The organism is Pseudomonas coronafaciens pv. oryzae str. 1_6, from assembly GCF_000156995.2.
Taxonomy (GTDB): domain Bacteria; phylum Pseudomonadota; class Gammaproteobacteria; order Pseudomonadales; family Pseudomonadaceae; genus Aquipseudomonas; species Aquipseudomonas tremae.
Window position 1 is genome coordinate 4,361,872 of the sequence record NZ_CP046035.1, and the last position, 23,070, is coordinate 4,384,941.

15 protein-coding genes, 1 tRNA gene and 4 pseudogenes are annotated in these 23,070 nt (G+C 53.9%); 14 read left to right on the forward strand and 6 right to left on the reverse strand.

Features of this window, described 5'->3' with window-relative positions:
- Positions 1-6 precede the first annotated feature (6 nt).
- The 4 genes from POR16_RS19570 to POR16_RS19585 are packed head-to-tail and all read left to right on the forward strand — an operon-like array spanning position 7 to position 3,403.
- Positions 7-1,110: a DegT/DnrJ/EryC1/StrS family aminotransferase gene (locus POR16_RS19570; RefSeq protein WP_005891103.1), complete on the forward strand. Its 1,104-nt coding sequence runs from the start codon at positions 7-9 to the stop codon at positions 1,108-1,110.
- On the forward strand, positions 1,107-2,057 hold the full coding sequence (locus tag POR16_RS19575; protein WP_005891101.1) for a glycosyltransferase family 2 protein: 951 nt from the start codon (positions 1,107-1,109) through the stop codon (positions 2,055-2,057). Before POR16_RS19570 ends, POR16_RS19575 begins: the two co-directional genes overlap by 4 nt.
- Positions 2,044-2,994, forward strand: coding sequence for a WxcM-like domain-containing protein (locus POR16_RS26830; protein WP_055002209.1), 951 nt, complete (start codon positions 2,044-2,046; stop codon positions 2,992-2,994). The genes POR16_RS19575 and POR16_RS26830 overlap by 14 nt, the downstream gene beginning before the upstream one ends.
- Before the next feature lie 7 nt (positions 2,995-3,001).
- Positions 3,002-3,403, forward strand: a complete 402-nt coding sequence (locus tag POR16_RS19585) for a GtrA family protein (protein WP_005891094.1) — start codon at positions 3,002-3,004, stop codon at positions 3,401-3,403.
- Positions 3,404-3,498: 95 nt separating this feature from the next.
- Here POR16_RS19585 and POR16_RS19590 read toward each other — a convergent pair whose 3' ends face one another.
- Entirely contained in the window at positions 3,499-5,583 is a 2,085-nt protein-coding gene (locus tag POR16_RS19590) for a glycosyltransferase (RefSeq protein WP_042932349.1), read from the reverse strand.
- Between the two features lie 936 nt (positions 5,584-6,519).
- Between POR16_RS19590 and POR16_RS19595 the strand changes: the two genes are divergently transcribed.
- Positions 6,520-7,941, forward strand: coding sequence for a rhamnan synthesis F family protein (locus POR16_RS19595; protein WP_005891085.1), 1,422 nt, complete (start codon positions 6,520-6,522; stop codon positions 7,939-7,941).
- Between the two features lie 265 nt (positions 7,942-8,206).
- On the opposite strand, the gene POR16_RS19600 is transcribed toward POR16_RS19595, so the two are convergent.
- Together POR16_RS19600 and POR16_RS19605 are read right to left on the reverse strand one after the other, a co-directional pair.
- Positions 8,207-9,220 carry a glycosyltransferase family 2 protein gene (locus POR16_RS19600; protein WP_080268186.1) on the reverse strand — a complete coding sequence of 338 codons (1,014 nt, stop codon included), beginning with the start codon at positions 9,218-9,220 and terminating at the stop codon, positions 8,207-8,209.
- 177 nt (positions 9,221-9,397) lie between these two features.
- On the reverse strand, positions 9,398-11,455 hold the full coding sequence (locus tag POR16_RS19605) for a methyl-accepting chemotaxis protein (protein WP_005891079.1): 2,058 nt from the start codon (positions 11,453-11,455) through the stop codon (positions 9,398-9,400).
- Positions 11,456-11,795: 340 nt separating this feature from the next.
- Between POR16_RS19605 and POR16_RS19610 the strand changes: the two genes are divergently transcribed.
- The 7 genes and pseudogenes from POR16_RS19610 to POR16_RS19640 all read left to right on the forward strand — a co-directional run bounded on the left by POR16_RS19610 (position 11,796) and on the right by POR16_RS19640 (position 17,701).
- Entirely contained in the window at positions 11,796-12,917 is a 1,122-nt protein-coding gene (locus POR16_RS19610; protein WP_005891077.1) for a J domain-containing protein, read from the forward strand.
- A 117-nt stretch (positions 12,918-13,034) separates the two neighbouring features.
- Positions 13,035-13,111: transfer RNA gene (locus tag POR16_RS19615), tRNA-Met, on the forward strand.
- A 126-nt stretch (positions 13,112-13,237) separates the two neighbouring features.
- A pseudogene (locus tag POR16_RS19620) lies at positions 13,238-13,581 on the forward strand (hypothetical protein); the annotation flags it as partial.
- 268 nt (positions 13,582-13,849) lie between these two features.
- Positions 13,850-14,842 carry a zinc-dependent alcohol dehydrogenase family protein gene (locus POR16_RS19625; RefSeq protein ID WP_005891070.1) on the forward strand — a complete coding sequence of 331 codons (993 nt, stop codon included), beginning with the start codon at positions 13,850-13,852 and terminating at the stop codon, positions 14,840-14,842.
- Between the two features lie 167 nt (positions 14,843-15,009).
- Positions 15,010-15,906: a LysR family transcriptional regulator gene (locus POR16_RS19630; protein ID WP_005891067.1), complete on the forward strand. Its 897-nt coding sequence runs from the start codon at positions 15,010-15,012 to the stop codon at positions 15,904-15,906.
- Positions 15,907-16,389: 483 nt separating this feature from the next.
- Positions 16,390-17,154 (forward strand): hypothetical protein, encoded by a 765-nt coding sequence (locus POR16_RS19635; RefSeq protein WP_005891064.1) that lies wholly within the window; start codon positions 16,390-16,392, stop codon positions 17,152-17,154.
- Positions 17,155-17,437: 283 nt separating this feature from the next.
- A complete protein-coding gene (locus POR16_RS19640; protein WP_005887007.1) occupies positions 17,438-17,701 on the forward strand; it encodes a hypothetical protein in 264 nt (87 codons plus the stop codon).
- A gap of 113 nt (positions 17,702-17,814) precedes the next feature.
- Here the strand turns inward: POR16_RS19640 and POR16_RS27130 are convergent, their stop codons facing one another.
- Positions 17,815-18,675 carry a methyl-accepting chemotaxis protein gene (locus POR16_RS27130; RefSeq protein WP_371903717.1) on the reverse strand — a complete coding sequence of 287 codons (861 nt, stop codon included), beginning with the start codon at positions 18,673-18,675 and terminating at the stop codon, positions 17,815-17,817.
- A gap of 45 nt (positions 18,676-18,720) precedes the next feature.
- Positions 18,721-19,695: pseudogene (locus POR16_RS27135) on the reverse strand (cache domain-containing protein); the annotation flags it as partial.
- A gap of 507 nt (positions 19,696-20,202) precedes the next feature.
- Between POR16_RS27135 and POR16_RS27140 the strand changes: the two are divergent.
- Together POR16_RS27140 and POR16_RS27145 are read left to right on the forward strand one after the other, a co-directional pair.
- Positions 20,203-21,087 (forward strand): annotated as a pseudogene (locus POR16_RS27140) (methyl-accepting chemotaxis protein); the annotation flags it as partial.
- Positions 21,088-21,393: 306 nt separating this feature from the next.
- Positions 21,394-21,990, forward strand: a pseudogene (locus POR16_RS27145) (methyl-accepting chemotaxis protein); the annotation flags it as partial.
- Positions 21,991-22,112: 122 nt separating this feature from the next.
- Here the strand turns inward: POR16_RS27145 and budC are convergent.
- Complete coding sequence (budC, locus tag POR16_RS19655) at positions 22,113-22,877, reverse strand: meso-2,3-butanediol dehydrogenase (protein ID WP_005891056.1); 765 nt, start codon at positions 22,875-22,877, stop codon at positions 22,113-22,115.
- Positions 22,878-23,070: the final 193 nt, after the last annotated feature.

The window sequence follows — 23,070 nt, forward strand, 5'->3', positions numbered from 1 at the left end:
ATCCCAATGGAAAATATTCCGCTTTTCTCGGCCATCAAAGCTAACGCTGGACTTGACTTCGCCACGCCGTTAAAGGCCGTGCTGGACAGCCACTGGTACGTTTTGGGTAACGAGGTCAAGCTGTTCGAGGAAGAGTTTGCTGCCTACGTAGGCGTGCAGCATTGCATCAGCGTGGCCAATGGTTCGGATGCACTGGAGCTCGCGCTCAAGGGGCTTGGCGTTGTCGTCGGTAATCGAGTTGTCGCAGTGGCGAACGCAGGCTTCTACGGCAGTACAGCCATTCACGCTGTTGGGGCAACGCCTGTATATGCAGATGTTGACCCAGCGACGTTGACCCTTTGCAAAAAGTCTCTTGAGGCAGTGATCGCCAAGGAAAAACCCGCTGCCATCATCGTTACGCACTTGTACGGTCAGCTCGCGAACGTCGAAGAGATTGTTCAGATAGCTTCAGCCGCTGGTATTCCGGTTCTTGAAGACTGCGCGCAATCTCATGGCGCACGACGCAATGGTAAACAAGCGGGCAGCTTTGGCACCATCGCCTGCTTCAGCTTCTACCCTACTAAAAACCTGGGTGCCCTCGGTGACGGCGGTGCAGTGGTTACCGATGATGACGCTTTGGCGGCACGCATCCGCCAGCTTCGCCAGTACGGCTGGGACCAGAAATACCGTATTGCCATCCCAGGCGGTCGCAACAGCCGGCTCGACGAGATGCAAGCTGCCATTCTGCGCATCAAGTTGCCTCACCTGGACACCTGGAACGAGCAGCGTCGTTCGATCGCCAAGCGCTACAATGAAGCCTTTGCCGGACTGGACATCGAGCTGCCATCCTCGGTGTCGGAAGATTACGTTGCCCACCTGTATGTGATTCGCGCAAAAGATCGGGCAGCTCTGGCTGCTGCGCTCAAAGAGAAGTCAGTTAGCACTGATATTCACTACCCGATTGCAGACCACAAGCAGCCAGCGTATGCAGCCGCGACATCTGTCGCTCTGGACGTTACTGAGCGTACATGCGATACCGTTATCTCTCTGCCCTGCTTCCCTGGCCTGACTGACGAAGAAGTTGATCGCGTCATCAAAGCAGTGACCGCGCACTTTTCCAAGGAGATATGATTTTGCTGACGTTGGTCATTCCCGTTTATCGCAACGAGAGCAATCTTCCGGATTTGCTCGTTGCCGTAACGGCGCTGGATAAGCAACTCGGACACGAGCTTGAAGTCGTGTTCGTTGTGGACGGCAGTCCCGATCGCTGTTACGAAATACTCAGGGAACAACTGCCGTCGCAATCATTCAAGTCCAAGCTGATCTTGCTATCCAGAAACTTCGGTTCCTTCATGGCTATCCGCACGGGCCTGCAGCACGGTACGGGCGATCGTTTCGCGGTAATGGCAGCTGATCTTCAGGAACCGCCAGAACTGGTTCTGGAAATGAACACAGTGCTGATGCGCGGTGATATTGATGTTGTGGTCGGCGTGCGTGAGGGTCGTCAGGACCCATGGGCAACACGAACCGCCTCAAAGATTTTCTGGGGTTTCTATCGCCGCTACGTCATACCTGAAATTCCACCAGGCGGCGTCGACATGTTTGCCTGCAACAGGGCTTTTCGAGATACGTTGCTGACCCTTGAAGAGCGTCACAGCTCGCTCATCGCGCAGATATTCTGGATGGGTTATCGCCGTGAAGTAGTCACTTACACCCGGCAGGAAAGGGTTCACGGGACCTCTGCATGGACCCTGCGTAAAAAAGTCAATTACCTGATGGACAGCGTGTTTTCCTTTACGGACATGCCCATACGGATCTTGACCCGCGTCGGTGCATTCGGCTCGACCTTTGCTGCGCTGTTTGGTGTGTTCACACTGATTGCCAAGCTTGAGGGTAGAATCGAAGTACCCGGCTACGCAATGATCATGTTAGCGATCACGTTTCTTGGCTGCTTGAATCTGCTGGGACTCGGGATCGTGGGTTCTTACGCGTGGCGTACTTACGAAAACACAAAGAATAGACCCTTGGCCATCCCAATGCGGATCGAGGGATTTGGAGAAACTAATGAGCAGCGGTAAGGATTTCTTCGTTCACAGCCACGCCCTGTGTGAATCCGAAAATATCGGCAAAGATTCACGGGTATGGGCGTTCGCTCATATTCTACCGGGTGCCCGCCTTGGGACTGAATGCAACGTCTGTGACAATGTATTCATCGAAAATGATGTTGTTATTGGCGATCGGGTGACCTTGAAGTGCGGCGTGCAGGTATGGGATGGCATCACCATTGAGGACGATGTGTTCATCGGCCCTAATGCGACGTTTACCAATGACTTGTTCCCGCGCAGCAAAGTCTACCCACAGAGTTTTTCTCGCACTATCATCAGAAAAGGCGCCTCGCTTGGCGCAAACTGTACGATCCTCCCGGGTATCACCATTGGTATCAACGCCATGGTCGGTGCAGGTGCAGTTGTCACCCGTTCTGTACCGCCTAACGCGATAGTAGTGGGCAACCCGGCCAAGATCATTGGTTATGTGGACGCCAAGCCTGTTAATGCCAGCAGCGAAGCACGTCCAGAAAAAGCAGCACCTGGCGTAACCGCTACATCAGTGAAAAACGTCACGCTGCACACCATGAATGAAGTCGCTGACATTCGCGGCAGTTTATCGGCGGGCGAATTCGAGCGCTCGGTGCCTTTCAAGTCCGAGCGTTATTTTCTTGTGTATGACGTTCCAACTGCCGAGACTCGAGGCGAACACGCACACCGTATCTGCCACCAATTCCTGGTTGCTGTAAAAGGCTCTGTGCATGTCGTAGCGGACGACGGCGTTAACCGTGAAGAGTTTATCCTCGACAAGCCGAACCAAGGCATACACCTGCCACCAATGACTTGGGGCATACAGTATCGCTATTCTCAGGATGCCGTGCTGTTGGTATTTGCATCGCATTACTATGACGCAGGGGACTACATTCGTAACTACGAAGAGTTTAAATCCCTGATCGCAAACGCAGAATAACTGCTCGATGATGAATCAGGCAGTTTCAAAATTCTTGAAACAAGACTTTGCACGGTTCCTGATGTCAGGCGGTTTCAATACCGCCTTGACTTACGGTCTCTATCTGATTTTGTTGATGTTCCTGTCGTATAAAATCAGCTACACAATATCGTATGTGACAGGCATCCTGCTGGCCTACGTTCTGAATAGATTCTTTGTATTCAAAAGCCATCAGGGAATTCGCTCTGTTGTCCTGCTACCTCTGATCTATGCCATACAATACGGTTTGAGCCTAGTCATACTGTGGTGCTGGGTTGAAAAACTCGCGTTTGATGAAAGACTGGCGCCGTTAGCAGCTATAGCACTGACCCTGCCGGTAACGTTCTTCCTTTCAAAAGTTGCATTTACTGCAAAAGCCCCCCCTCAGTAACCGTCAAGCATTCAACCTAGCACTCTGGCTTACGCCCTGCAATGTAACTGTCGACCAAGCCGACAGTTACATTGATATCAGCATTCGATTAAAAACTACACCCCTGCAAAATCGTTGACTCGCGGAGGAAATGCAACCGAAAAGTCTTCCGCTGCCAGCGTCAGGTTAGGATTGTAGTAAGGGTCATGTTTGATAATCGCCCGCCACTTGTTCTGCATGTACTCAACTTCGCTGATGAATCTCTTTATTTTCTCTGGGGTGTCTTCGAAACCACGCGTTGCGGATTCGTGGTGGTAAAGATCTGCGTTAGGGGTCCAGATGTTCTGGTAGCCGGCTTGCATGATTTTCAGGCACAGATCCACATCATTGAACGCAATCTTCAAGTCTTTGGCGTTAAGCCCACCCACTTCCTGGAAAATCGACTTCTTGACGATCAGACATGCGGCGGTAACAGCAGACATACCCTGAATTAACGACGCCCTGCCAAAATAGCCGTGATGACCACGTGGGAGCATTTTGTGAGCATGCCCAGCGAGTGTCAGTGGGCCCATGATTACGCCGCCATGCTGGAGCCGCTCGTCGGGGTACCACAATCTTGCACCAATTGCTCCGGAGTTAGGCTGTAACGCCAGGGATACCATTTCATCCAGCCACTCGGGATTGATGACTTCGATATCGTTGTTGACCAACCCTATGAGTTCACCTTTGGCATGCTCTACCGCGTTATTGTTGAGCGCGGAATAGTTAAATTCGCCATCGTCTCGAATAACAGTAACGCCCGTCAGACGTGACAGCATTTCGAAATACTGCAGCGACTGCGGATCATCAGAACCATTATCGACCAGAATGATTTCGTAGTTGGGATACAGCGTCTTGTGGCGAATGCTCTCAATGCATTGCTTCACCAAGGCGTAAGCATTACGCGTCGGTATGATCAAACTCACCAAGGGCTTTACAGCGGGCAGGTCGTAATGGACGCGGTACATGCCAAAATCAAGTAACTCGACGCGCCCGGCGATGCCAGACCTTTTCAGGTGTTCTTCCAGTGCCTTTTGCCCTGCATTTTGTGCATAGGGTTTTTCATCGGTGGACATTGCAGTGCTGCCTGCATGTATACGCCAATGATAAAGTACACGTGGAATATGAATGATCTGAGCGGCCTCGACTTGTTCAACGCAGCGAAGCGCGAGATCATAATCCTGAGCGCCTTCCATGCCGACCCGGAAACGCCCAATGCGCTCAACGAGGTCTTTGCGGTACGCACCCAGATGGCAGATCATGTTATGTGAGCGGAAGAGGTATGGGTTCCAGTCGGTTTTGAAGTAAGGAGCCGACCTGACGCCCTGCTCGTCTATCTTGTCTTCGTCCGAATAGATAACCGCCGCATCAGGATGATTATTGATCGTTTTGGCCATCCAGAACAGGGCATGTTCAGGGAGTGTGTCGTCGTTATCCATCAGGACAATGAACTCGCCTGATGCGATGTCGAGCGCCGAGTTGCTTGCCTTGGAGATGTGACCGTTTTGCTCGCGATAAACCACTTTTATCCGGTGGTCGGATTTAGCACTCTGCTCCAGGAATAAGCGCACACGATGATCGGTCGACGCATCATCGGCTATGCATAACTCCCAGTTGAAGTAGACCTGGGTTTTTATGCTTTCGATGGCATCTCTCAGCATCTCGATAGGCGGGTTGTAAACAGGCATGATGATGGAAAGTAGCGGCTTGGTTTTCCAGGCGCCTATTTCCTCATACATGCAAAGACGATCAATATCGTCAATCGTGTCGAACTCTTCGACCCATCGAGCGTAGGTGTCAAGTTGCTCCGGTGCGTTTTCAGCGTGGGCGACTGCCGGCGTCTCTGGCTCTACCGTATGCGAAAGCGCGTCATGAGCAGGAAATGCCACCGGTGCTTGCTCTCCGCTGCTCGCGCGTCGAATAGCAGCCACTAGTTTTCTAAGCGGTGAGGTTATCTTCCAGCTGGTCGAGCCTTGTAGCTCCATAATGGTGAGGTTCAGATTATGGATGTGCGTATCCCGCTCAATCAAAGCAGCCGCGAATACCGCCTCTTTTCTGGCCAGTTGTTGTTGCTCTAGGGCCAGCTCTCGCTGCAGCCGTTCTATGACAGCAGAAGATTGCTTTCTCTGAAGCGAGTTCTCTTGGCGGAGACGCTTAAGCATGACTCGATGACCTCGTAATTTCTTTTGATTTCTTCCGAATACACCACGTTGCTCCTAAGGCAAGACGGTCACTCGCACTCCTTTCGACGCTCCGTATATTACACGAGTTGACAGTGACGGTTCAGCTTCTGACACCAGATAAACATCATTAAACATGGGCGACACCTGGGTCTGCGGACCCGCGTGCTACCTTCGAACCGGGCTGAACGCTGCAAACCTCCAGCGCACTCCTTTAACCACAGTTGGTTTTCCCCACTGACTCCCAAAACCAAGCGTAACTACCACATATTGCGTTTATGCGAAGACGAAAAGAATGCTGTAATTTTCCTCTTCCACACGCTCATTTTCTGAGCCTGAACACTCAACGCTCAACGCTCAACGCTCAAATCATTCTGGAGGGTCTTGTTCTGACCTTCGATTACCACGTGCGCACGAAAATCACACCTTACCTGTTGATACATAACGCCTATTCTGGGGATCTGATCAATCTCACCACCGGACGGATGTACCAGTAAGCGCGTGTGGGCCTCATTCAACCGCACAGATTGGCCATGGCCGTTCAGTCGCGCGGCATCGCCATAAGCCACAACAGTCAAGCGCCAGCAGTTAAAGCCAGCGAGATCCCATCGGCAGGGTTCATCGCTTCGCATCTTCGTGAAAAACTCACGCGCAACACGGCATCCCATTCCACCAGCCAAGTGTGACAGCGCCACGATTACGCTGCGTGCCGGATCACATGAGCAACGCAACTTTATGATTTAAAAAGATAAAAACACGAGCACCGACAGAAGGTAGGTTGTATACCCGTGCTTTAGCGTTCACAATTGAGTTCTTTATAAACGATGTTCGCAATGCAGCCGGCAACGTTCATACCTTGCGCAGGCCGGAACGGCATGTGTAGCATCTAGCCTTGAATTTCAGAGCCAATTTACTATTATGAGCCGCCTGCCTTTTGATTTTTCTGCTGTCGAATACCTACGCCTGAACCCTGATGTCGCTTCCGCAGATATGCACCCTGCGCAGCATTATCTGGATTTTGGCCGTGCAGAAGGTCGGAGATATCAGGATATATCTATCGATAAGCAGCAGCTGCGCAGCCTCGGTATTTTTGATTCTGAATTCTACATGAGTGAGAATCCTGACGTAGCTAGTGCAGGCCTGGATCCAGCGGAGCATTTTCTAACAGGCGGTTGTGCTGAGGGCAGGTGGGCAAGTCTTTTCTTCCGATCTAACTGGTACATGGATTGTCACCCAGATTCGAAATTACACCCCAAGAATTGCTTGTTTCACTATTCGGAAATAGGCAGCCGACTAGGCTATGAGCCGAACCCCTTCTTCGAACCTGAATATTACTCAGCGAAATACAAACAACACATAGGGCTTGAAGAACCCTTGGCGCACTTCATCAAACATGGCAAAGAAGGCTTTAATCCTTCTCCAAGGTTCGATTCAGCCGCCTATATAAAAACCACAGGGTGTTCTGAAAACCCATTAAAACACTACCTACAGACCGGCATGCAAGCCGGCATTCCTTTACTGCGAGCAGAACCTGTCCAAGCGCATGAGGAAGTGGAGTCGGCCTTTGTCATCACTCTGAAAAAATCAGGCCCATTTAAACGAGTCGTGCTGCTAATCACTCACAGCCCCGATGGAAAAATAAAACCCCATGTAGGCAATTACGCGGCAGAGCTTGCTCGTGGGGATCTGTCTGTATTTCTTATAGTAGCCTCTGATGTTAACGATGTAACAATACCTGAAGGCCTTCGCGAAACCTGCTCGAACATTGTTGTACGACAAAACACAGGATTCGATTTCGCGGCATGGGCACACATCATCAAAACACACAGCTGGTTAGAGGACTGCGAAGAGCTGATCTTGACGAATGACAGCATCATTGGTCCTGTTGGCGTTAGCGGACCAGCGCTCATGAACAAGGTACGGTCTAGCGACGCAGATGTCATTGGCCTCGTTGAGAATATTGAACATGCCAGTCACCTGCAGAGCTTCTTTTTAGTTTTTCGCGAGAAAGCAATTCAGTCAGATAGCTTTAAGAAATTCTGGTTGAGCGTTGTTAACCATAACGACAAAAGCAAAGTCATTCGCGATTACGAGATAACCTTTACCAGCATACTCCGGGCCTCTGGACTAAAGACAGACTGTATCTTCCAGAAAGCGAGTGAAAATAATGCCACTGTATTTAATTGGGAAAAACTCTTAAACGAAGGTTTCCCATTTCTAAAATTTGAGGTGGTAAAAAACTCAAACATTGACACTCTTCAACATATTAAAACCCTTCTCAACGCGGCGCATTACGACACCTCGCTCATTCCTCAACTTGCTAATTTATCAGCAAACTGAGTACAACCTAGAGCCCATAAGCATACGGCACCCTGCCAGCTCATGGGCTCCAGGCTTTATTATGACGGAACATGTTTAAGCTGGCGCCTCATAGACCTTGTCTCAAGTGAAGGTATTGCAGGCCCTTAACATTGAGCCCAGCTCGCAGATACTCTCTCGAAAGGTTGACGCTACAAATAGTGTGGTCGCCGTATAAATCAAGACGACTTTTTAAACCGACAGAAATAGCTTCTCACCTTTGTGATCAGCAAACGTATATAGCAGTCTAAACACGCCCCAGGCACACAGCCAACATCAAGCTCAAGTTGCCCTGGACTGTCTGCCGGTACACCCCGGACTTGCGGAGTGTGGTCACTCGCTTGAAAAAAGACTGCCGACGGCCATTGTCGAAATGCGCCAGCACGTTTCGGTTTTCTTCAGTGAGCATGGCTTCCATCCCCTTCAGAGTCGCCACGTTCGCATCGTTCCACTCGATGAATCGTCCTGAAAGCATTTTGCGAAAACGTATCAGTCTGTCGCGAGTACTGGCGTTGGCACCGATCAGGTTTCCGCAGTGCTGACGGTAATAGAGGCAGGGCTCGGGATCATAGAAAACCTGACCGCCGCACCCTGTTACCAGAAGGTAGGTGAGCCAGTCATGGGCAATCAGCGGAGCGTGTTCGGGTAACTGGACCAGTAAATCACGCGCAGGCTGGTTGATCAGCATTGTGTTGGCGCCCGCCAGGCTCTGAACCAGGGCGTTCTTAAAGGACGGGGTTTTTTTGAACTGCGGAGAAACGCCTATTACTTTCAGGCCTGCATCGACCAGTCGGGTTCTAGAGCAGTAAAGCGCTGGCGTGCCGCGTTTTATCAGTTCAAGACAATCGACACTTCTCTTCAGCTTGTCGCTGAACCAGACGTCATCCTGATCGCTGAACGCGAAATAATCGGCGTCTATTTCAGGGCGTTTAACCAGAGAGATAAAGTTTTCTGCGAAGCCTTTGCAGGGCCCGTTGAACACCACCAATCGCTCGCTTCCCCAGCGAGTCTGGTATTCGGACAAGACCCGAAGCGTGTCATCGGTCGATGCATCGTCGGACACATACAGAGTCCAGTCGCGCAGCGTCTGAGAAGCGAACGATTCGAGTTGCTCGCGAAGGTATGCAGCGCCGTTGTAGGTACACATCAAAATGGCGACGCGTGGATGACCCGAAAAGCGATCGCCAGCCTCGGACGAGCCTCGACCTTGCAGCGGGCTGAGACTGTCCGACCTTTGTTCTTCGGGAAGCTGCGTTTTCAAGAAACCTTTCGCCTGCAAAAACCGCGCATTTTACGCTTTGTATCGTATTCCGTCAGTCATCAAATGATTGATTACGCGGCCTTTGATCCAACTTTTCATGTATCACAACCCCAAACACGAGCAAATCGGCGGGGTTCGACTCCGCCGTTTTTTTGATTGGGGCGTCAAACTGCCTGCTCAACTCAGCCGGAACCGCGCCGTATTATCATTCAACGCCCGGCTGCCCTGGCTCAGCGTATCCGCTGCATGATTGACCGCTCGTGCACCCTCCAGCAAGCGTCCGGCAGCCTGATCGACCTGCTGGATATTGCTGCTGACTTCATCGGCAGTCGAGGCCTGTTCTTCTACGGCTGTCGATATCTGCGCCAACGTATCAGCGACGCTCTGCACTGCCGTGGCGATTTCTCCCAGACGAACGCCAAGCCCTGTTACCGATTGCGCATCGTTGACCGCCTGGCCGCAGGCAGCCTCCATCAAGTTCACGGCCTGGGTCACGGTCGAGCGCAAGCTGTCGACCGTTCCGGCAATCTGTGCGGTGGACGCCTGAGTACGCTGTGAAAGGCTGCGCACTTCGTCGGCGACCACGGCAAACCCGCGGCCTTGCTCGCCTGCCCGCGCGGCCTCGATGGCTGCGTTGAGTGCCAGCAGGTTGGTCTGCTCGGCGATGCCACGAATGGCGTCCACGACTGACTGGATCTGCTGGCCCTGCTCACTGACCCGCCCCAGTGCGGCGGCGGTTTCGGTCAGACGCTGGTTGAGCTGCTGGATGCTGTCAGTGGTGCGCTGGCTGTCCTCGCTGCTTTGCTCGGCAATACGGCGAGTATGTCGCGCGCTCTCCGAGGCCTGCTCGCAGCTTCTGGCCACGCCTTGGGAGGTGGCTGCCAGTTCGGTCGCGGCCGCTGCAATCTGGCTGATCTGCTGTTGCTGGTCTTCGACCTCGTTTAGCGTTCCGCTGGACTGGGCGGTCAGGATCAACACAGCGTCGCCGACGCGCACGGTCTCCTGATTGACACCCAGCAGGCTGGTACGCAATTGCACGACTGCAACGTTCAGCGCCCTACTGATGGATGCGAGTTCGTCACGCCCCTGCACCGGCACTTCCACGCACAGGTTGCCGTCACGCAGGGACTCAGCCAGCGTGGTGATGCCGCTGGCGCTGTTACGGATGGAGGATTGCAGACATGCGAACAGATACACCGCCATGGCCACGAGAATCCCGAAGACCACCGCCAGCGGGATGAACTCCATATTGGAAGATTCGTGGTAATAATCGAGCCGGCTATTGAGGGCTTCGAGCGAGTGTTTGCGCAGATCGGACGTGCTGGCGGTCAAGTTGTCGATGCTCTTCTCGAACTCCTGCGGCTTGAGCTTTATGCTCCCGCCAAAGACACCGTCATCGATCACTTTCAGTTCGCTTTCCAGCACTTGTTTGACGCCAGCATATTTGTCCGCCCAAGGCTTCAGTTGCTCAGGCAGCTTGGAGAGCAACAGGCCGGCTGCCTTGTTCATCTGTTCTTTCGAGTCATCGATTCGGCCACGCAGATCACGCATCTGCAAACGGCTTTGCAGGCTGAACTGGCCTGCAGCGACCGAGGTCTGGCCAACGCTGGACAAGCGACCGATGCGCTCGATCAAGTCAGGCACTTGCTGCGTGGAGAGCTGCATGAGCATGTAAGTTTCAAGCCACGGATCGAGGATCAAGCCGCTGTCCATTGCGATCTGTTCACGCAGAGCCTGGACCAGATTCAGTACGGTCGAGAACCGATCATAGCCATCCGGCCACCAGCCCACGGTACGTAACGAGGCGGTATCCAGCCCAGTGACTGCGGCCTGCAATTCTTTGTAACGGGCCATCGTATCGGCCGGCGCGTTTTCACGAGCCAGCGCCGCACTCACACCCTCCAGCGCCTTGGTGATGCGCGCAATGCCGGCATCGACACTGATCATCGCTTCTTTGGCGGCAGGTGTCGGTTCACGAAGAATATCGGCAGCTTTCCAGCGCGCCGCGTGATCACGCTGAGCAGACAGTTCGACGTTCAGGTCATCAAGTGCCAACAATTGCCGTACACCGGACTGCTCGCCTGAAATCACGTCGAGCTTGTTGCGGTAGTCCTTGGTGATGAACCAGGCGCTGCCCGCCAGCGGCAATATAAACAGCAGAAACAAGACCTGAAACTTGCGAGCAAAACCAAATCGCCCCATCAGGCGCATGCCCGGTGACAAAAGACTGTTCATGTCCTGCAACTCCCCGTGAACACCGGCCGTACCTGAACGAACAGAGGCGATGCCTTTTTATTTTCGAAATACAATGACAGCAAAATGCCATGTTCTTGTTTCATTGGCGATACATGTCGCCTCAGATTGAGGCGAAATACATGCCGCTCATTCGCTTGCTCAGCAAATAGCGTTGTAATTGACGCCTCAAACACACCCAAGCAAGAACCGGACCGCCCAAAGAGCGGAAAACCGTTTTTACAGCAGCAAATTATTCACCGCCGAAGAATCCCTAAAAAAGTAGACTTGCAGACATTTGCTGATTAGCCATCCGCGATCTCGCCTTTATAAAGGAGGTCTCATGATCACGCCGCCTACGTCCCCGCGCATCGTTGCGCCACCTTCCAGGCCTCAACTCAGCGCGGGCCAGAAAAAATTCAACACGCTGATGGAGAAGCTCGAAACCCGACGCAAGCTTCTGGAGCAATGGCTCTCGGTTTCAACTACGTGTGACCAACTGTGGGTCAACGAATTGCTGCCGATGATCAACGAACAATCCGAGAATGAGATAAACAAGCTGCGCCTGCTCGACAACGCCTTCGATCAAGTCCGTCTGAGCAAGAAAGACCGCGCCACCCTGCTGGAAATTATCTGTGTCATGACAGTGTCGCTTCTGGGCGGGGACCACGACGACGAATTGAAGCGTCTGTATTTCAAATACACCGGCATCGATTTCGATGAGAACGAGCGTCTTGAAAACCAACGTTTCAAAGCTTCACTGGAAGCAGAGTTGGGGGTGGAACTGGGCGACGATGTCGACCTGAGCTCGGTAGAGGATGTCACTCGGCACGTTGCCGAGAAGATGAAAGAGCACGCCGAACAGGAGCAAGGCGCCCAAAAGCCGAAAAAGCCCACAGCCAACGAAATACGCCGCGAACAGGAAGCAGCAGAAGGCACCCAGTCATTGCGCGAAATCTACCGCAAGCTGGCCAGCGCGCTGCATCCGGACCGGGAGCAGGACAGTGAAGAGCGCGAGCGCAAGACTGCGCTGATGCAGCGGGTCAATGAGGCCTATGAAAATGAAAACCTGCTGGCGTTGCTGCAGATGCAAATGGAGATCGAGCAGATCGACCAGACGCACATCGACAGCATCTCCGAAAAACGCCTCAAGCACTTCAACCGGATCCTGAGTGAGCAACTGAGGGAGCTGGAGGACGAAATCCACGATCGCAAGATGATGATTCGCGAGCGATTCCTGATGGACCCCTACGAGGACATCAGGCCGAAGACCGTCAACGGCAAATGTGCGAAGCAGCTCAAGGCTATTCGTGAGCATCTCGATGAGTCACAGGATGAACTGCAGGAACTGGCCGACCCGAAAAACCTCAAGGCGTGGCTCAGGGCTCAGCGGGACATGGCAGAGCTGCTCGAAAGGGCAGAGGAATTCGATGACCTGGAGTTGCTGGATACCTTGTTCCGTTAAAGCCCGGAAAAACACACCATGCGCAAGGGCTGCCACCTAACCGGTTGATCGCACGCCATTATTTTTCACAACAACGCTTGACACATATGCGTTCTCCGAGAATAATGCGCGCCACTTGGCTACATAGCTCAGTTGGTTAGAGCATAGCATTCATAATGCTGGGGTCCGGGGTTCAAGTCCCTGTGTAGCCACCAAGTACCGGTCTGATGACTTTTCGAAGTCTGCAGACCAAACAAGAAGCCCGCCTCGTGCGGGCTTTCTTGTTTCTGGCTGTTCATCCTATCTCCCTTCCATTTTTTCCAAGCCCACTGCGGCATATGCTGGCCCAGCACATGGCCAAAGCAAACAAGGAGCTGAAAGCGGGCATGGAAGTGCGTATACCCGCTATTCCAGCCGACGCCAGCAAAGTCTTGGGCATGTGCGACGCATTGAACGGCTTCGATGACGCAGCGGCGCTGTCGAACGCACTCAAAGCGCGAGTAGCGAATACTACCGCACACCGCTCACCGCCTTTCTCACAGCGCTGTGTGAGCCCGACAAACGCCATGCGCGGTCCGCCATCCTGCGCCGCACGCTGGAAGGCTTTATCGCCCAATCGTTACCCGCGTCGGCCAGCGGACAAGCTCACCGTGCCGCCGCTGCAGGTGGCAGCGGCTCACCTGCCCTTTCCTGGTATCGGACATTTGCGCAAAGAAGAAAAGGGCTAAAGCTGGGTGCCGGTTGAGTACCGAAACCCAGTTAACTCTGAGCGCTAAATAACGCCCCGCTTAATGAAAAGGCCACGGTATCCCTGTGGCCTTTTCATTTCCCTATCAGCCAGGGATTGGTTCTTTTCGAGTACCAATCTGTGAGCCGATCAGCGCTCTCTCGCAGGCAAGAAGGTCAGTAACATGGGCATAACTTTTCAGAAGTAGCCATTAATGAGGTGTGCCATGTCCAAGGTTGTCCACTTTCACCGTACTGGTGACGCTGATGTTCTGACTCTCGATGAAGTCGCTGTACCGGCGCCGAAAAGCAGTGAGGTCCAGATCGACGTCAAAGCCATCGGCCTTAACCGTGCTGAAATCATGTACCGCACTGGGCAATACGTGATTGAGCCCCAGTTCCCGGCGAAGCTAGGCTATGAGGCGGCCGGGATTGTCCGCGCGGTTGGCAGTGAGGTCCGCGACGTTGTGCCTGGTGACATAGTCAGTGTCGTGCCGGCGTTCTCTTTCGCTGATTACGGCATGTATGGTGAGGTGGTCAATGCGCCTGCGCATGCTGTCGTCAAGCATCCGTCCAATCTCAGCTTCGTAGAGGCAGCGGCCAGCTGGATGATGTTTGTTACTGCGTACGGCGCCTTGATTGAGTATGGAAATCTGCAGACTGGTGAAACCGTGCTCATCCCGGCTGCGTCGAGCAGTGTCGGGCTGGCAGCGATCCAGATCGCCAATATGCAGGGAGCGATCCCGGTGGCCCTTACCCGCACAAGTGCCAAGCGTCAGGCATTGCTGGATGCGGGTGCAAAATATGTCATCGCCACCCAGGAAGAGGATCTGATTGCCGAGGTGGCAGCGATCACTGATGGCAAAGGTGCGCGTATCGTTTTCGACCCCGTTGGCGGCCCCGAGGCAACCAAGCTTATCAAGTCCATGGCCAATGCCGGGATCTTCTTTCAGTACGGTGCACTGGATCACCGCGATATTCCGGTTCCCGTCTTTGACATTCTTGGCAAGCATCTGACCGTGCGCGGCTACGAGCTATTCGAAATCACCATGGATATGCAAAAGCTAGCCAATGCCAAGGCGTTCGTCACCAAAGGCTTGGCGGGCGGTCAACTCAAGCCGGTCATCGATCAGGTCTTCCCGCTTACTGACATCGCGGCAGCACATCGCAGAATGGAGTCGAACGCGCAGATCGGCAAGATCGTCGTCGTGGTTGACTGAGTAACATACTTCGGCAGCCAGATTGGCTGCCGTACGCCATCGATGTTTACTCCCTACGCGGTGATGGTTTATTTTGCTTTGTTGCCTAGGAGAGACAAGCATCACTTCGCTATCGTCCTCAGTGCAGAGTACGTGTGGCCCAACGCCCACTAAAATGGAGGCTGGCGATGAACCTGATTGAAGCCATGCAAATGTTCGTTGCAGTGGTTGACCAGGGCAGCTACACCAAAGCGGCTGAGGCGCTCAATGTGCATCGTCCGGCAGTCTCCAAGCTCATCCAGAATCTAGAGCACGAACTGGGCGTGCAGCTTTTACACCGCACCACGCGCAGAGTGAACACCACACCCGCTGGCGACGAGTTCTACGAACGCAGCCTAAAATTACTCAGTGAACTAGCGGAAACACTGGAATTGTTTTCGCCGACTCGTGCGCCGCGAGGCAAGCTCAGGATCGACATGCAGACCGTACTCGGTCACGCGGTGATCATCCCTCGACTGCCCGAGTTCATGGAACGCTACCCTGGCCTGGAAATATCTTTGGGGGCCTCTGACAACCTGAACGACCTTATTGCGGACGGCATCGATTGTTCCGTGAGGCTCGGTGATCTGGATGATTCGAGCCTGATTGCCAAACGTATCGGCGAGGTAGCGTTGGTGACCTGCGCGGCTCCCGCCTACATAAAGAAACATGGCTTACCCGATACGCTGGATGATTTGCAGGCCCACTTGGCAGTCAATTTCATGGTTGAGCAGCGCCGCCAGATCATGCCCTGGCGCTTTAGGGCCAACGGTAAAACTATCAATGTGAAGATGCGCAGCGGCATTGTCGTCGACAACGCCGAGGCGTTGCTTTACTGCGCGTTGGCGGGGATCGGGATGGTGCAGGGACTACGACCGGCGTTGAAGCGATATATCGACAGCGGGCGTCTGATAGAGGTATTGCCGGATGTTTCAGTCGAGCCAAAGACCGTTTCCGTATTGTTTCCAGATCGACGTCATCTTTCACCCAATGTGCGGGTATTCGTCGAGTGGGTAAGTGCGCTATTTGAAGAGAAAAGGCGTTAGCACGCGGCCCGTTGGTATTAATTGAATAACAGTTCATGACTCGTTAATGGATTTATCCCTCCTCCGTCTACAAGTACCTTTCTCTCCACCCAAATATGGCGCCAATCGGTCAGGGTGCGGCTATCGCAGTACGCAAGCCTTTTAAAGTGAGAGGAAGATAATGTCGGAGAAAAGAGTCCCCCCCGAACCCGCGCATCTTGAGTAGCCGACGTTTTCACAGCTTAGTGAACTGGTGAACCCGGTGAACTCACCCAATCGGGTGGTGAACCCAGATGTTCATTCCTTCAGCTACTGATCTGCTGCTGTCAACCCGTCAACTGTCAACCAACGTCAACCGATCAGCAGCTACCAAACCCACGCGGGTTTCATGCCCCGTGCTTTCGTGAAAACTACAGGGTCCCCAGCGCTCTTTGCAAAGGCTCTGGCCTGGGTATGGGATATGAGGGTATGTTCGTTGCCTTTCGATGCTCGTAGGGAAGCGAAATGTTCTGGAACAGAGATAAAACGATCAACGTGAAACTGATGACACCCGTGGCCCTTGAAGTCTCACACTCACCCAACCAACCACCCCCAGCTCCAAGCACGGCAACATCTCAGGACTCCAAAACCAATACGGATCTGGCGTTAAAGCTGGTGACTTTAGGTGCAGTCGCCTCGCAGACGGCCCTAGTGATTTACGGGTACTCACACATGGTGGGGTACTACGAACAATTCGGGATAAATACCAATGAGCTTGCGCTAAGCACGCCCACCCTGTTGTTGCAGGGGTACATAAACATACTGACAGGTGCTCTCAGGGCCTCGAATTCTTTTCCGATCATTGGCCCTGGCCTGATGGCATTGGCGTTCGTTCTCTTAGCTGCAGTTTTCGTTACGGTAATCACCAAGCGGCTAAAAGCGGAAGTGATTATCGGCTTGTCTACGTGGATCGGGATCTCGATGTTTGTAGCATTCTTCGCTCCAGCTATTGGCGTAAATAAGGGCATAGACGAAGGTCAAAAGGATTTCACCAAATTCACACATCTGAAAACACCACATGGATTGGAGAGCCTTCAAACAATCGTCACTGACAAACAGGTGAGGCTGACCGGCCATCTCATTCTGGCCGATAGCAAGAGCACCTTCCTGCTAGTCGATCAGACCGTGTTTAAAATCGACGACAAGTCCGGTCGGGTCGTTCGCCAGGCTGATCTGAAGGCTAGGGAGAAGGCTCTTGAGGAGCCCACCAAGGAAAGCCCAAAAAGCTGACAACGAACAGGCCCTTGTATGCCCAGATTTATGACCCAGTATAAAAACCAACAAATACAGAGGCTTAATCATCCAGTTCAAATGACTGTGTAGTACCGGTCTGATGACTTTTCGAAGTCTGCAGACCAAACAAGAAGCCCGCCTAGTGCGGGCTTTCTTGTTTCTGGCGTACAACTTCCTCTCTCACCTGCCTTTCGCTTAATCGCGTTGTCACTCTGAAGACCTGGGCTATGCTCGAAAATGTTGACTCATGAAGAGCCAGTATTTTCCAAAGGAGCAAAGCATGAAAAAACTCGTCCTCTCAATGACTGCCGCCCTCTTCCTGGCAGGTACTTTAGCGCCCGTTGCGTTTGCAGAAAGCGAGCTCGAAAAGGGTGTCCGCCACGATAATCGTGAGCTGGATAAAGGTGTTGATCATGACGCCAAGGAAGTGGACAAAGGCATGAAACACGATGCCGATGAGGTCGACAAAGGCGCGAAGCATGACGACAAAGAGCGTCACAAGGCTGATAAGCACATTGATAAAGAGGTTAAAAAGGATCTGTAGCGGGCAGCTTTTCTGATGGCGACTCATCCAACCGCCCCATCGCTTCCACCTCAAACCCCGGACCACACTCACGTGGTCCGGTCTCGCTGACTGTAGTGGTCTAATGATTCTGCTCAAATCTTGAAGCTTTCCACCAACTGCTTCAAACGCCCGGCCTGCTGCGAAAGCGCAGCACAATCCTTGAGGGTTTCGTTCAGGTTGGCGACGCCCTGCTGGTTGAGCGTGTTGATCTGGTTGATGTCGATGTTGAGCGTTTCGACGACAGCAGTCTGTTCTTCGGTGGCGGCTGCCACAGACTGGTTCATGCCGTCGATCTCGCCGATGCGGCGGGTCACGTCACGCAGTCGACTGCCTGCCTGATTGGCGACCTCGACACTGTCCTGGCTCGATATCTGGCTTTCATTCATGTTTAGCACCGCGTGCTGAGAGCCGGTTTGCAAGCCGCCGATCATCTTGTGAATCTCGTCGGCAGATGTTTGCGTGCGATGGGCCAGGTTGCGTACTTCATCGGCCACGACGGCGAACCCACGTCCGGCTTCACCGGCGCGCGCTGCCTCGATGGCTGCGTTGAGGGCCAGCAGGTTGGTCTGTTGCGAAATGCCCTTGATGACATCAAGGATATGACCGATGTTGTCGGTACTGGCATTGAGCTGTTCGATCTGCGTGCAGGATTCGCTGATCTTGGTCGACAACTCGCTCATGGCGTGGATGGTTTTCTCCACCACCACCTGACCGTCTTCGGCTTGCGTGCGGGCTTCACTGGCCTGGATAGAGGCATCGGACGCATTGCGGGCGATTTCCTGAGTTGCAGCACCCAGTTCATTGATCGCGGCCGCGACGCTGTTGGTACGCGCGCTCTGCTCATCGAAACCGACGATCGAGGAATTGGAAGAGTTCACGACACGTTGCGACAGGTCATGCACCTGCAACGTGGCCGATGACACTTCAGCGATGGACGCGTGCACACGCTCCACAAACTGGTTGAACGAGCCGCCCAGTTCGGCAAACTCATCCTTGCCCTGAATACTCAGACGACGGGTCAGGTCGCCCTCCCCTTGAGCAATATCCTGCATTGCACGGCCCATATCGGTCAGCGGGCGCATCAATGCACGAATCAGCAGGCTCAGCAGCAAGGCAATGACAGCCACGGCAATCAGCACCGCCACGATCGCCGAGCTGCGAAACTGGCTCAGGGGGGCATATGCCTTTTCCTTGTCGATCGACAGGCCGATGTACCAGTTGGCCGAAGGCAGCCCGGTGATCGGGGTGAACGACAGCAGCCTCTGCTGGCCGTTTAACGTGACCTCACGCAAGCGCGCGTCCAGGCTGAGGGTCTGCCCGGGATAGACATCCTTCAGGTTTTTCATGACCTGCTCTTTGTCGGGGCTGACGATGATCTGTCCATCACCATTGACCAGAAAAGCGTAACCGATGCCACCGAACTCGACCGAGTTGATGATCTTGACCAGCGTATCAAGGCTCAGGTCGCCGCCCACCACACCGGACACCTGACCATCCGTCTTGACCGGGCTGGCGATCGTCACCACCAGGCCACCGACGGAAGCCAGGTAAGGCGCACTCAGAATGGTTTTGCCAGCATCGACCGTGGACTTGTACCAAGGCCGTTGACGAGGATCGTAGCCTGCCGGCATATCAACGTTTGGTCGCTGAGTGAACGCGCCTTTGCTATCACCCACGTAAGTGAACTGAAAAGTCGAGGCCAGCGAGGATTGAGACAGCAGGCCGCTGAGGTCTGAATTCACGCCCTGATAAGCCACATTCTGGGTGAGGTTTTCCAGCACCAGGATGCGCCCGCCGAGCCAGTTCTGCACACTGCTGGCCGTCAGTTGCCCCGCCTGCCCTACCGAAGACTCAAGGTTCTGATTGATGGTAGTGCGCTGCAAGTAATCGTTGTAGAACGTGAACAAGGCAAATGCCAATACCACGACACAGGACGCAGCCAGAAGAATCTTCTGACGGAACTTCAAATTCATAATGAGGCATCTCAACAGGACAGAGGGAGGTTCAAATCGCAGCGCAACGTGTCTCACATGAGGGGCGTGTTCTTGGCAAAACAATAAGCCTAAAGAAGACAAGGTTTAACGGCCCGCGTACAGACATCGTTTACCTTTTACTGCAGGAAGGCAACGCTCTATTTCACGCGTTGCGGCAACTTTTTGTCCCGATGTCCAAGGGCGCATGACGGGGTCGAAACAACGTCTGTCGGCTTTTTCAGACTTTCAGCTTTTTTTATTTCAGCTTGGCGGACGCCTGCCGATAGGGTCTGTATATCACACGCTACCCCTGTCCTGTATGCCATGCCATTCAGGGGGCAATTGCTTTAATGGCTGTTTCTGGAGAAATGGATGAGTAGCTGGTTTGCAAACATCAGTGTCAACATGAAGCTGGCCGTCGGGTTCGGTCTGGTACTTGTTTTTACTGCCATTCTTGCGCTGACTGGCTGGACCAGCATGGGTGGACTGATTAACCGCAGCAACTGGATGAGTGACATCACTTCGCTCAATGCACAGTTGACCAAACTGCGTGTTACCCGCCTGCAATACATGGTCGCCGACGGTGACGAGAAAGTTGCCGAGACTGTCCAGACTTCGCTGGAAAGTTTCAAGGCACAGCAGCAAAAACTGTTGGCCACGTTCAAGAGTCCCGAAAACGTGAAGATGCTTGAACAACTGTCTGCCGTCATCAACGACTATCAGACTTCCCTGAACAACATGCGCAGCGGTTACAAGGCCAGCAATGCGGCGCGTGATGAACTGACCACGCATGCCGTCAAAAGCCTCAACGTGTTCGAGCAGTTGCAGACTGAAGTCAAAAATATGGATCCAGCCGATGCCAACCGGTTCGAGCAATACCGGATCATCACCGACGCCAAGGACAACCTGAGGCTTGCCCGGTATGACGTGCGTGGCTATACCACCAATGTCACGCCAGAGAACGAGCAGGCAGCCTTTGCGAAACTGGATACCGCCATCAAGGATCTGGGCACTCTGAAAGCCACGTTTAACAGTGCTGAGGCCGATCAGCTCAGGCAGCTGGAAACCTCGCTTCTGGCGTACCGCGCTACCCTGCAGAATTTCAAAACCGCCAGCGCGCAGATTGCCCAGGCGCGCAAGGAAATGACCGTGCAGGGTCAGGACATCGTCAAGATCAGTGAAGACATGTATCGACTGCAACTGGATCGCCGCGATCAGGAAAGCGCGCAGGCTCGCACCACACAGATCGTCTGCACGCTGCTGGCCATGATCCTGGGCATCATTGCGGCGGTGATCATCACTCGACAGATTACTCGCCCGCTCAAGGAAACCCTGGCAGTGGTCGATCGCATCGCGTCCGGCGACCTGACCCAGACACTGGCGGTAACTCGCCGCGACGAGCTGGGTGTTCTGCAGCAAGGCATTCAGCGCATGGGCAGCACCTTGCGCGAGCTGATCGGCGGGATTCGCGACAGCGTGGTACAGATCGCCAGCGCTGCTGAAGAGCTCTCCGCAGTCACCGAGCAGACCAGTGCCGGCGTCAACAGCCAGAAAGTGGAAACCGATCAGGTGGCCACTGCCATGCACGAAATGTCCGCGACCGTTGCAGAAGTGGCCCGCAATGCCGAACAGGCCTCGCAGGCAGCGTCGAATGCCGACCGCGAAGCACGCGATGGCGACAAGGTCGTTGGTGAAGCGATCGCTCAGATCGAGCGTCTGGCAGCTGAAGTGGGTCGCTCCGCCGATGCCATGAACCACCTGGAGCAGGAAAGCGACAAGATCGGCAAGGTCATGGACGTGATCAAGGCTGTGGCCGAGCAAACCAACCTGCTTGCCCTCAACGCCGCCATTGAAGCAGCACGCGCCGGGGAAGCCGGACGTGGCTTTGCCGTGGTTGCCGACGAAGTCCGTGGCCTGGCTCAACGCACGCAGCAGTCCACGGTGGAAATCGAAACCCTGGTGGCTGCCCTGCAAAGCGGTACACGCCAAGTGTCCAGCATCATGCTCAACAGCCGCGAACTGACGGTCAGCAGCGTGCAGTTGAGTCGTCAGGCAGGTACATCGCTGGGCAGCATCACCCACACAGTTTCGAGCATTCAAGCCATGAACCAGCAGATCGCTGCAGCCGCCGAACAGCAAAGCGCTGTGGCTGAAGAGATCAGCCGCAGCATCGTCAACGTTCGCGATGTATCCGAGCAGACTGCGTCAGCCAGTGAAGAAACAGCGGCTTCCAGTGTCGAACTGGCTCGCCTCGGCGGCCAGTTGCAGACAATGGTCAGTCACTTCAGGATCTGATCTCTCGCAATAGCCATAACAACTCAGGAGCCCGGTTTTTACCGGGCTTTTTTGTGCGCCCAAGGTTCACGCGCAAGGATCGATAGCGCTTCTCAGGGCCTCATCAGGCGGCAAGACCAGCCTCAAGCCTGCTGCGGCTGCCCGTTGGACGCTGACAACCCGCCATCCACCGGCAGGTTTACGCCAGTTACGAAGCGCGCATCGTCGCTCGCCAGGAAGGCAATCACATCGCCAACGTCTTCCGCTTCGCCAGGTCGACCCAGCGGAATGCGCTCCATGAACTTGGCAATAAGCGCCTCATCGTCAAACATGTCTTCGGTCAGCTCACTGCGAGTCAGCGATGGGCATACAGCGTTTACCCGCACGCCATCAGCGCCATGATCCAAGGCCAGTGCCCGGGTAAAATTGGTGATCGCACCTTTAGCCGCGTTGTAGAAACTCATGCCCCAGTCACCGCCCATGCCGGATACCGATGACACGTTGACGATGTTGCCTTTGCTGGCAATCAACGCAGGCATGGCCGTGCGGGTGCAATAGAACACGCCGTCGAGGTCCACCGACATCAACTCTTTCCAGTCTTCTACTCCCAGCTCGGTAACTTTGCCGGATTTGACGACACCGGCATTGTTGACCAGAACGTCCAGGCGACCGAAACGCTCAGCCACTTCCTTGAACAGCGCTTCCACATCCGTCAGGTCCGCCACGTCAGTAGCCCTGACCAAATGCCCTGCGCCGGCCAGTTGTGCAGCCACTTTGGCAAGCTTGTCCTGATTGCGGCCAACCAGTACCAGGCTCGCGCCTTCCTGTGCGAAACGCTTGGCGGTGGCCTCGCCTATCCCGGAACCTGCTCCAGTGACGACAACGACTTTTTGAGTAAAACGATTCATGCGGCAGCTCCAAAAAAACAATGGGGTTACCGGGTGGACCGTTGAGCCGCTGGCCCCGTTCACTCCTATTCAGTCACTTCAACATGAGCGTTTAAAATCAGGTGAATCGGTAAACCCGACTAACAGCTCGTTGACAAACACAGGCTGCGCTGCAAATATCCTTCAAGTTGTACGACAACCTATAACGCCAACA

What these genes read in the sequence shown, in the direction of transcription:
- POR16_RS19570 (WP_005891103.1), top strand. Translation starts at nt 7, where the DNA reads ATGGAAAATATTCCGCTTTTCTCGGCCATCAAAGCTAACGCTGGACTT.
- POR16_RS19575 (WP_005891101.1), top strand. Translation starts at nt 1,107, where the DNA reads ATGATTTTGCTGACGTTGGTCATTCCCGTTTATCGCAACGAGAGCAAT.
- POR16_RS26830 (WP_055002209.1), top strand. Translation starts at nt 2,044, where the DNA reads ATGAGCAGCGGTAAGGATTTCTTCGTTCACAGCCACGCCCTGTGTGAA.
- POR16_RS19585 (WP_005891094.1), top strand. Translation starts at nt 3,002, where the DNA reads ATGATGAATCAGGCAGTTTCAAAATTCTTGAAACAAGACTTTGCACGG.
- POR16_RS19590 (WP_042932349.1), bottom strand. Translation starts at nt 5,583, where the DNA reads ATGCTTAAGCGTCTCCGCCAAGAGAACTCGCTTCAGAGAAAGCAATCT.
- POR16_RS19595 (WP_005891085.1), top strand. Translation starts at nt 6,520, where the DNA reads ATGAGCCGCCTGCCTTTTGATTTTTCTGCTGTCGAATACCTACGCCTG.
- POR16_RS19605 (WP_005891079.1), bottom strand. Translation starts at nt 11,455, where the DNA reads ATGAACAGTCTTTTGTCACCGGGCATGCGCCTGATGGGGCGATTTGGT.
- POR16_RS19610 (WP_005891077.1), top strand. Translation starts at nt 11,796, where the DNA reads ATGATCACGCCGCCTACGTCCCCGCGCATCGTTGCGCCACCTTCCAGG.
- POR16_RS19625 (WP_005891070.1), top strand. Translation starts at nt 13,850, where the DNA reads ATGTCCAAGGTTGTCCACTTTCACCGTACTGGTGACGCTGATGTTCTG.
- POR16_RS19630 (WP_005891067.1), top strand. Translation starts at nt 15,010, where the DNA reads ATGAACCTGATTGAAGCCATGCAAATGTTCGTTGCAGTGGTTGACCAG.
- POR16_RS19635 (WP_005891064.1), top strand. Translation starts at nt 16,390, where the DNA reads ATGTTCTGGAACAGAGATAAAACGATCAACGTGAAACTGATGACACCC.
- POR16_RS19640 (WP_005887007.1), top strand. Translation starts at nt 17,438, where the DNA reads ATGAAAAAACTCGTCCTCTCAATGACTGCCGCCCTCTTCCTGGCAGGT.
- budC (WP_005891056.1), bottom strand. Translation starts at nt 22,877, where the DNA reads ATGAATCGTTTTACTCAAAAAGTCGTTGTCGTCACTGGAGCAGGTTCC.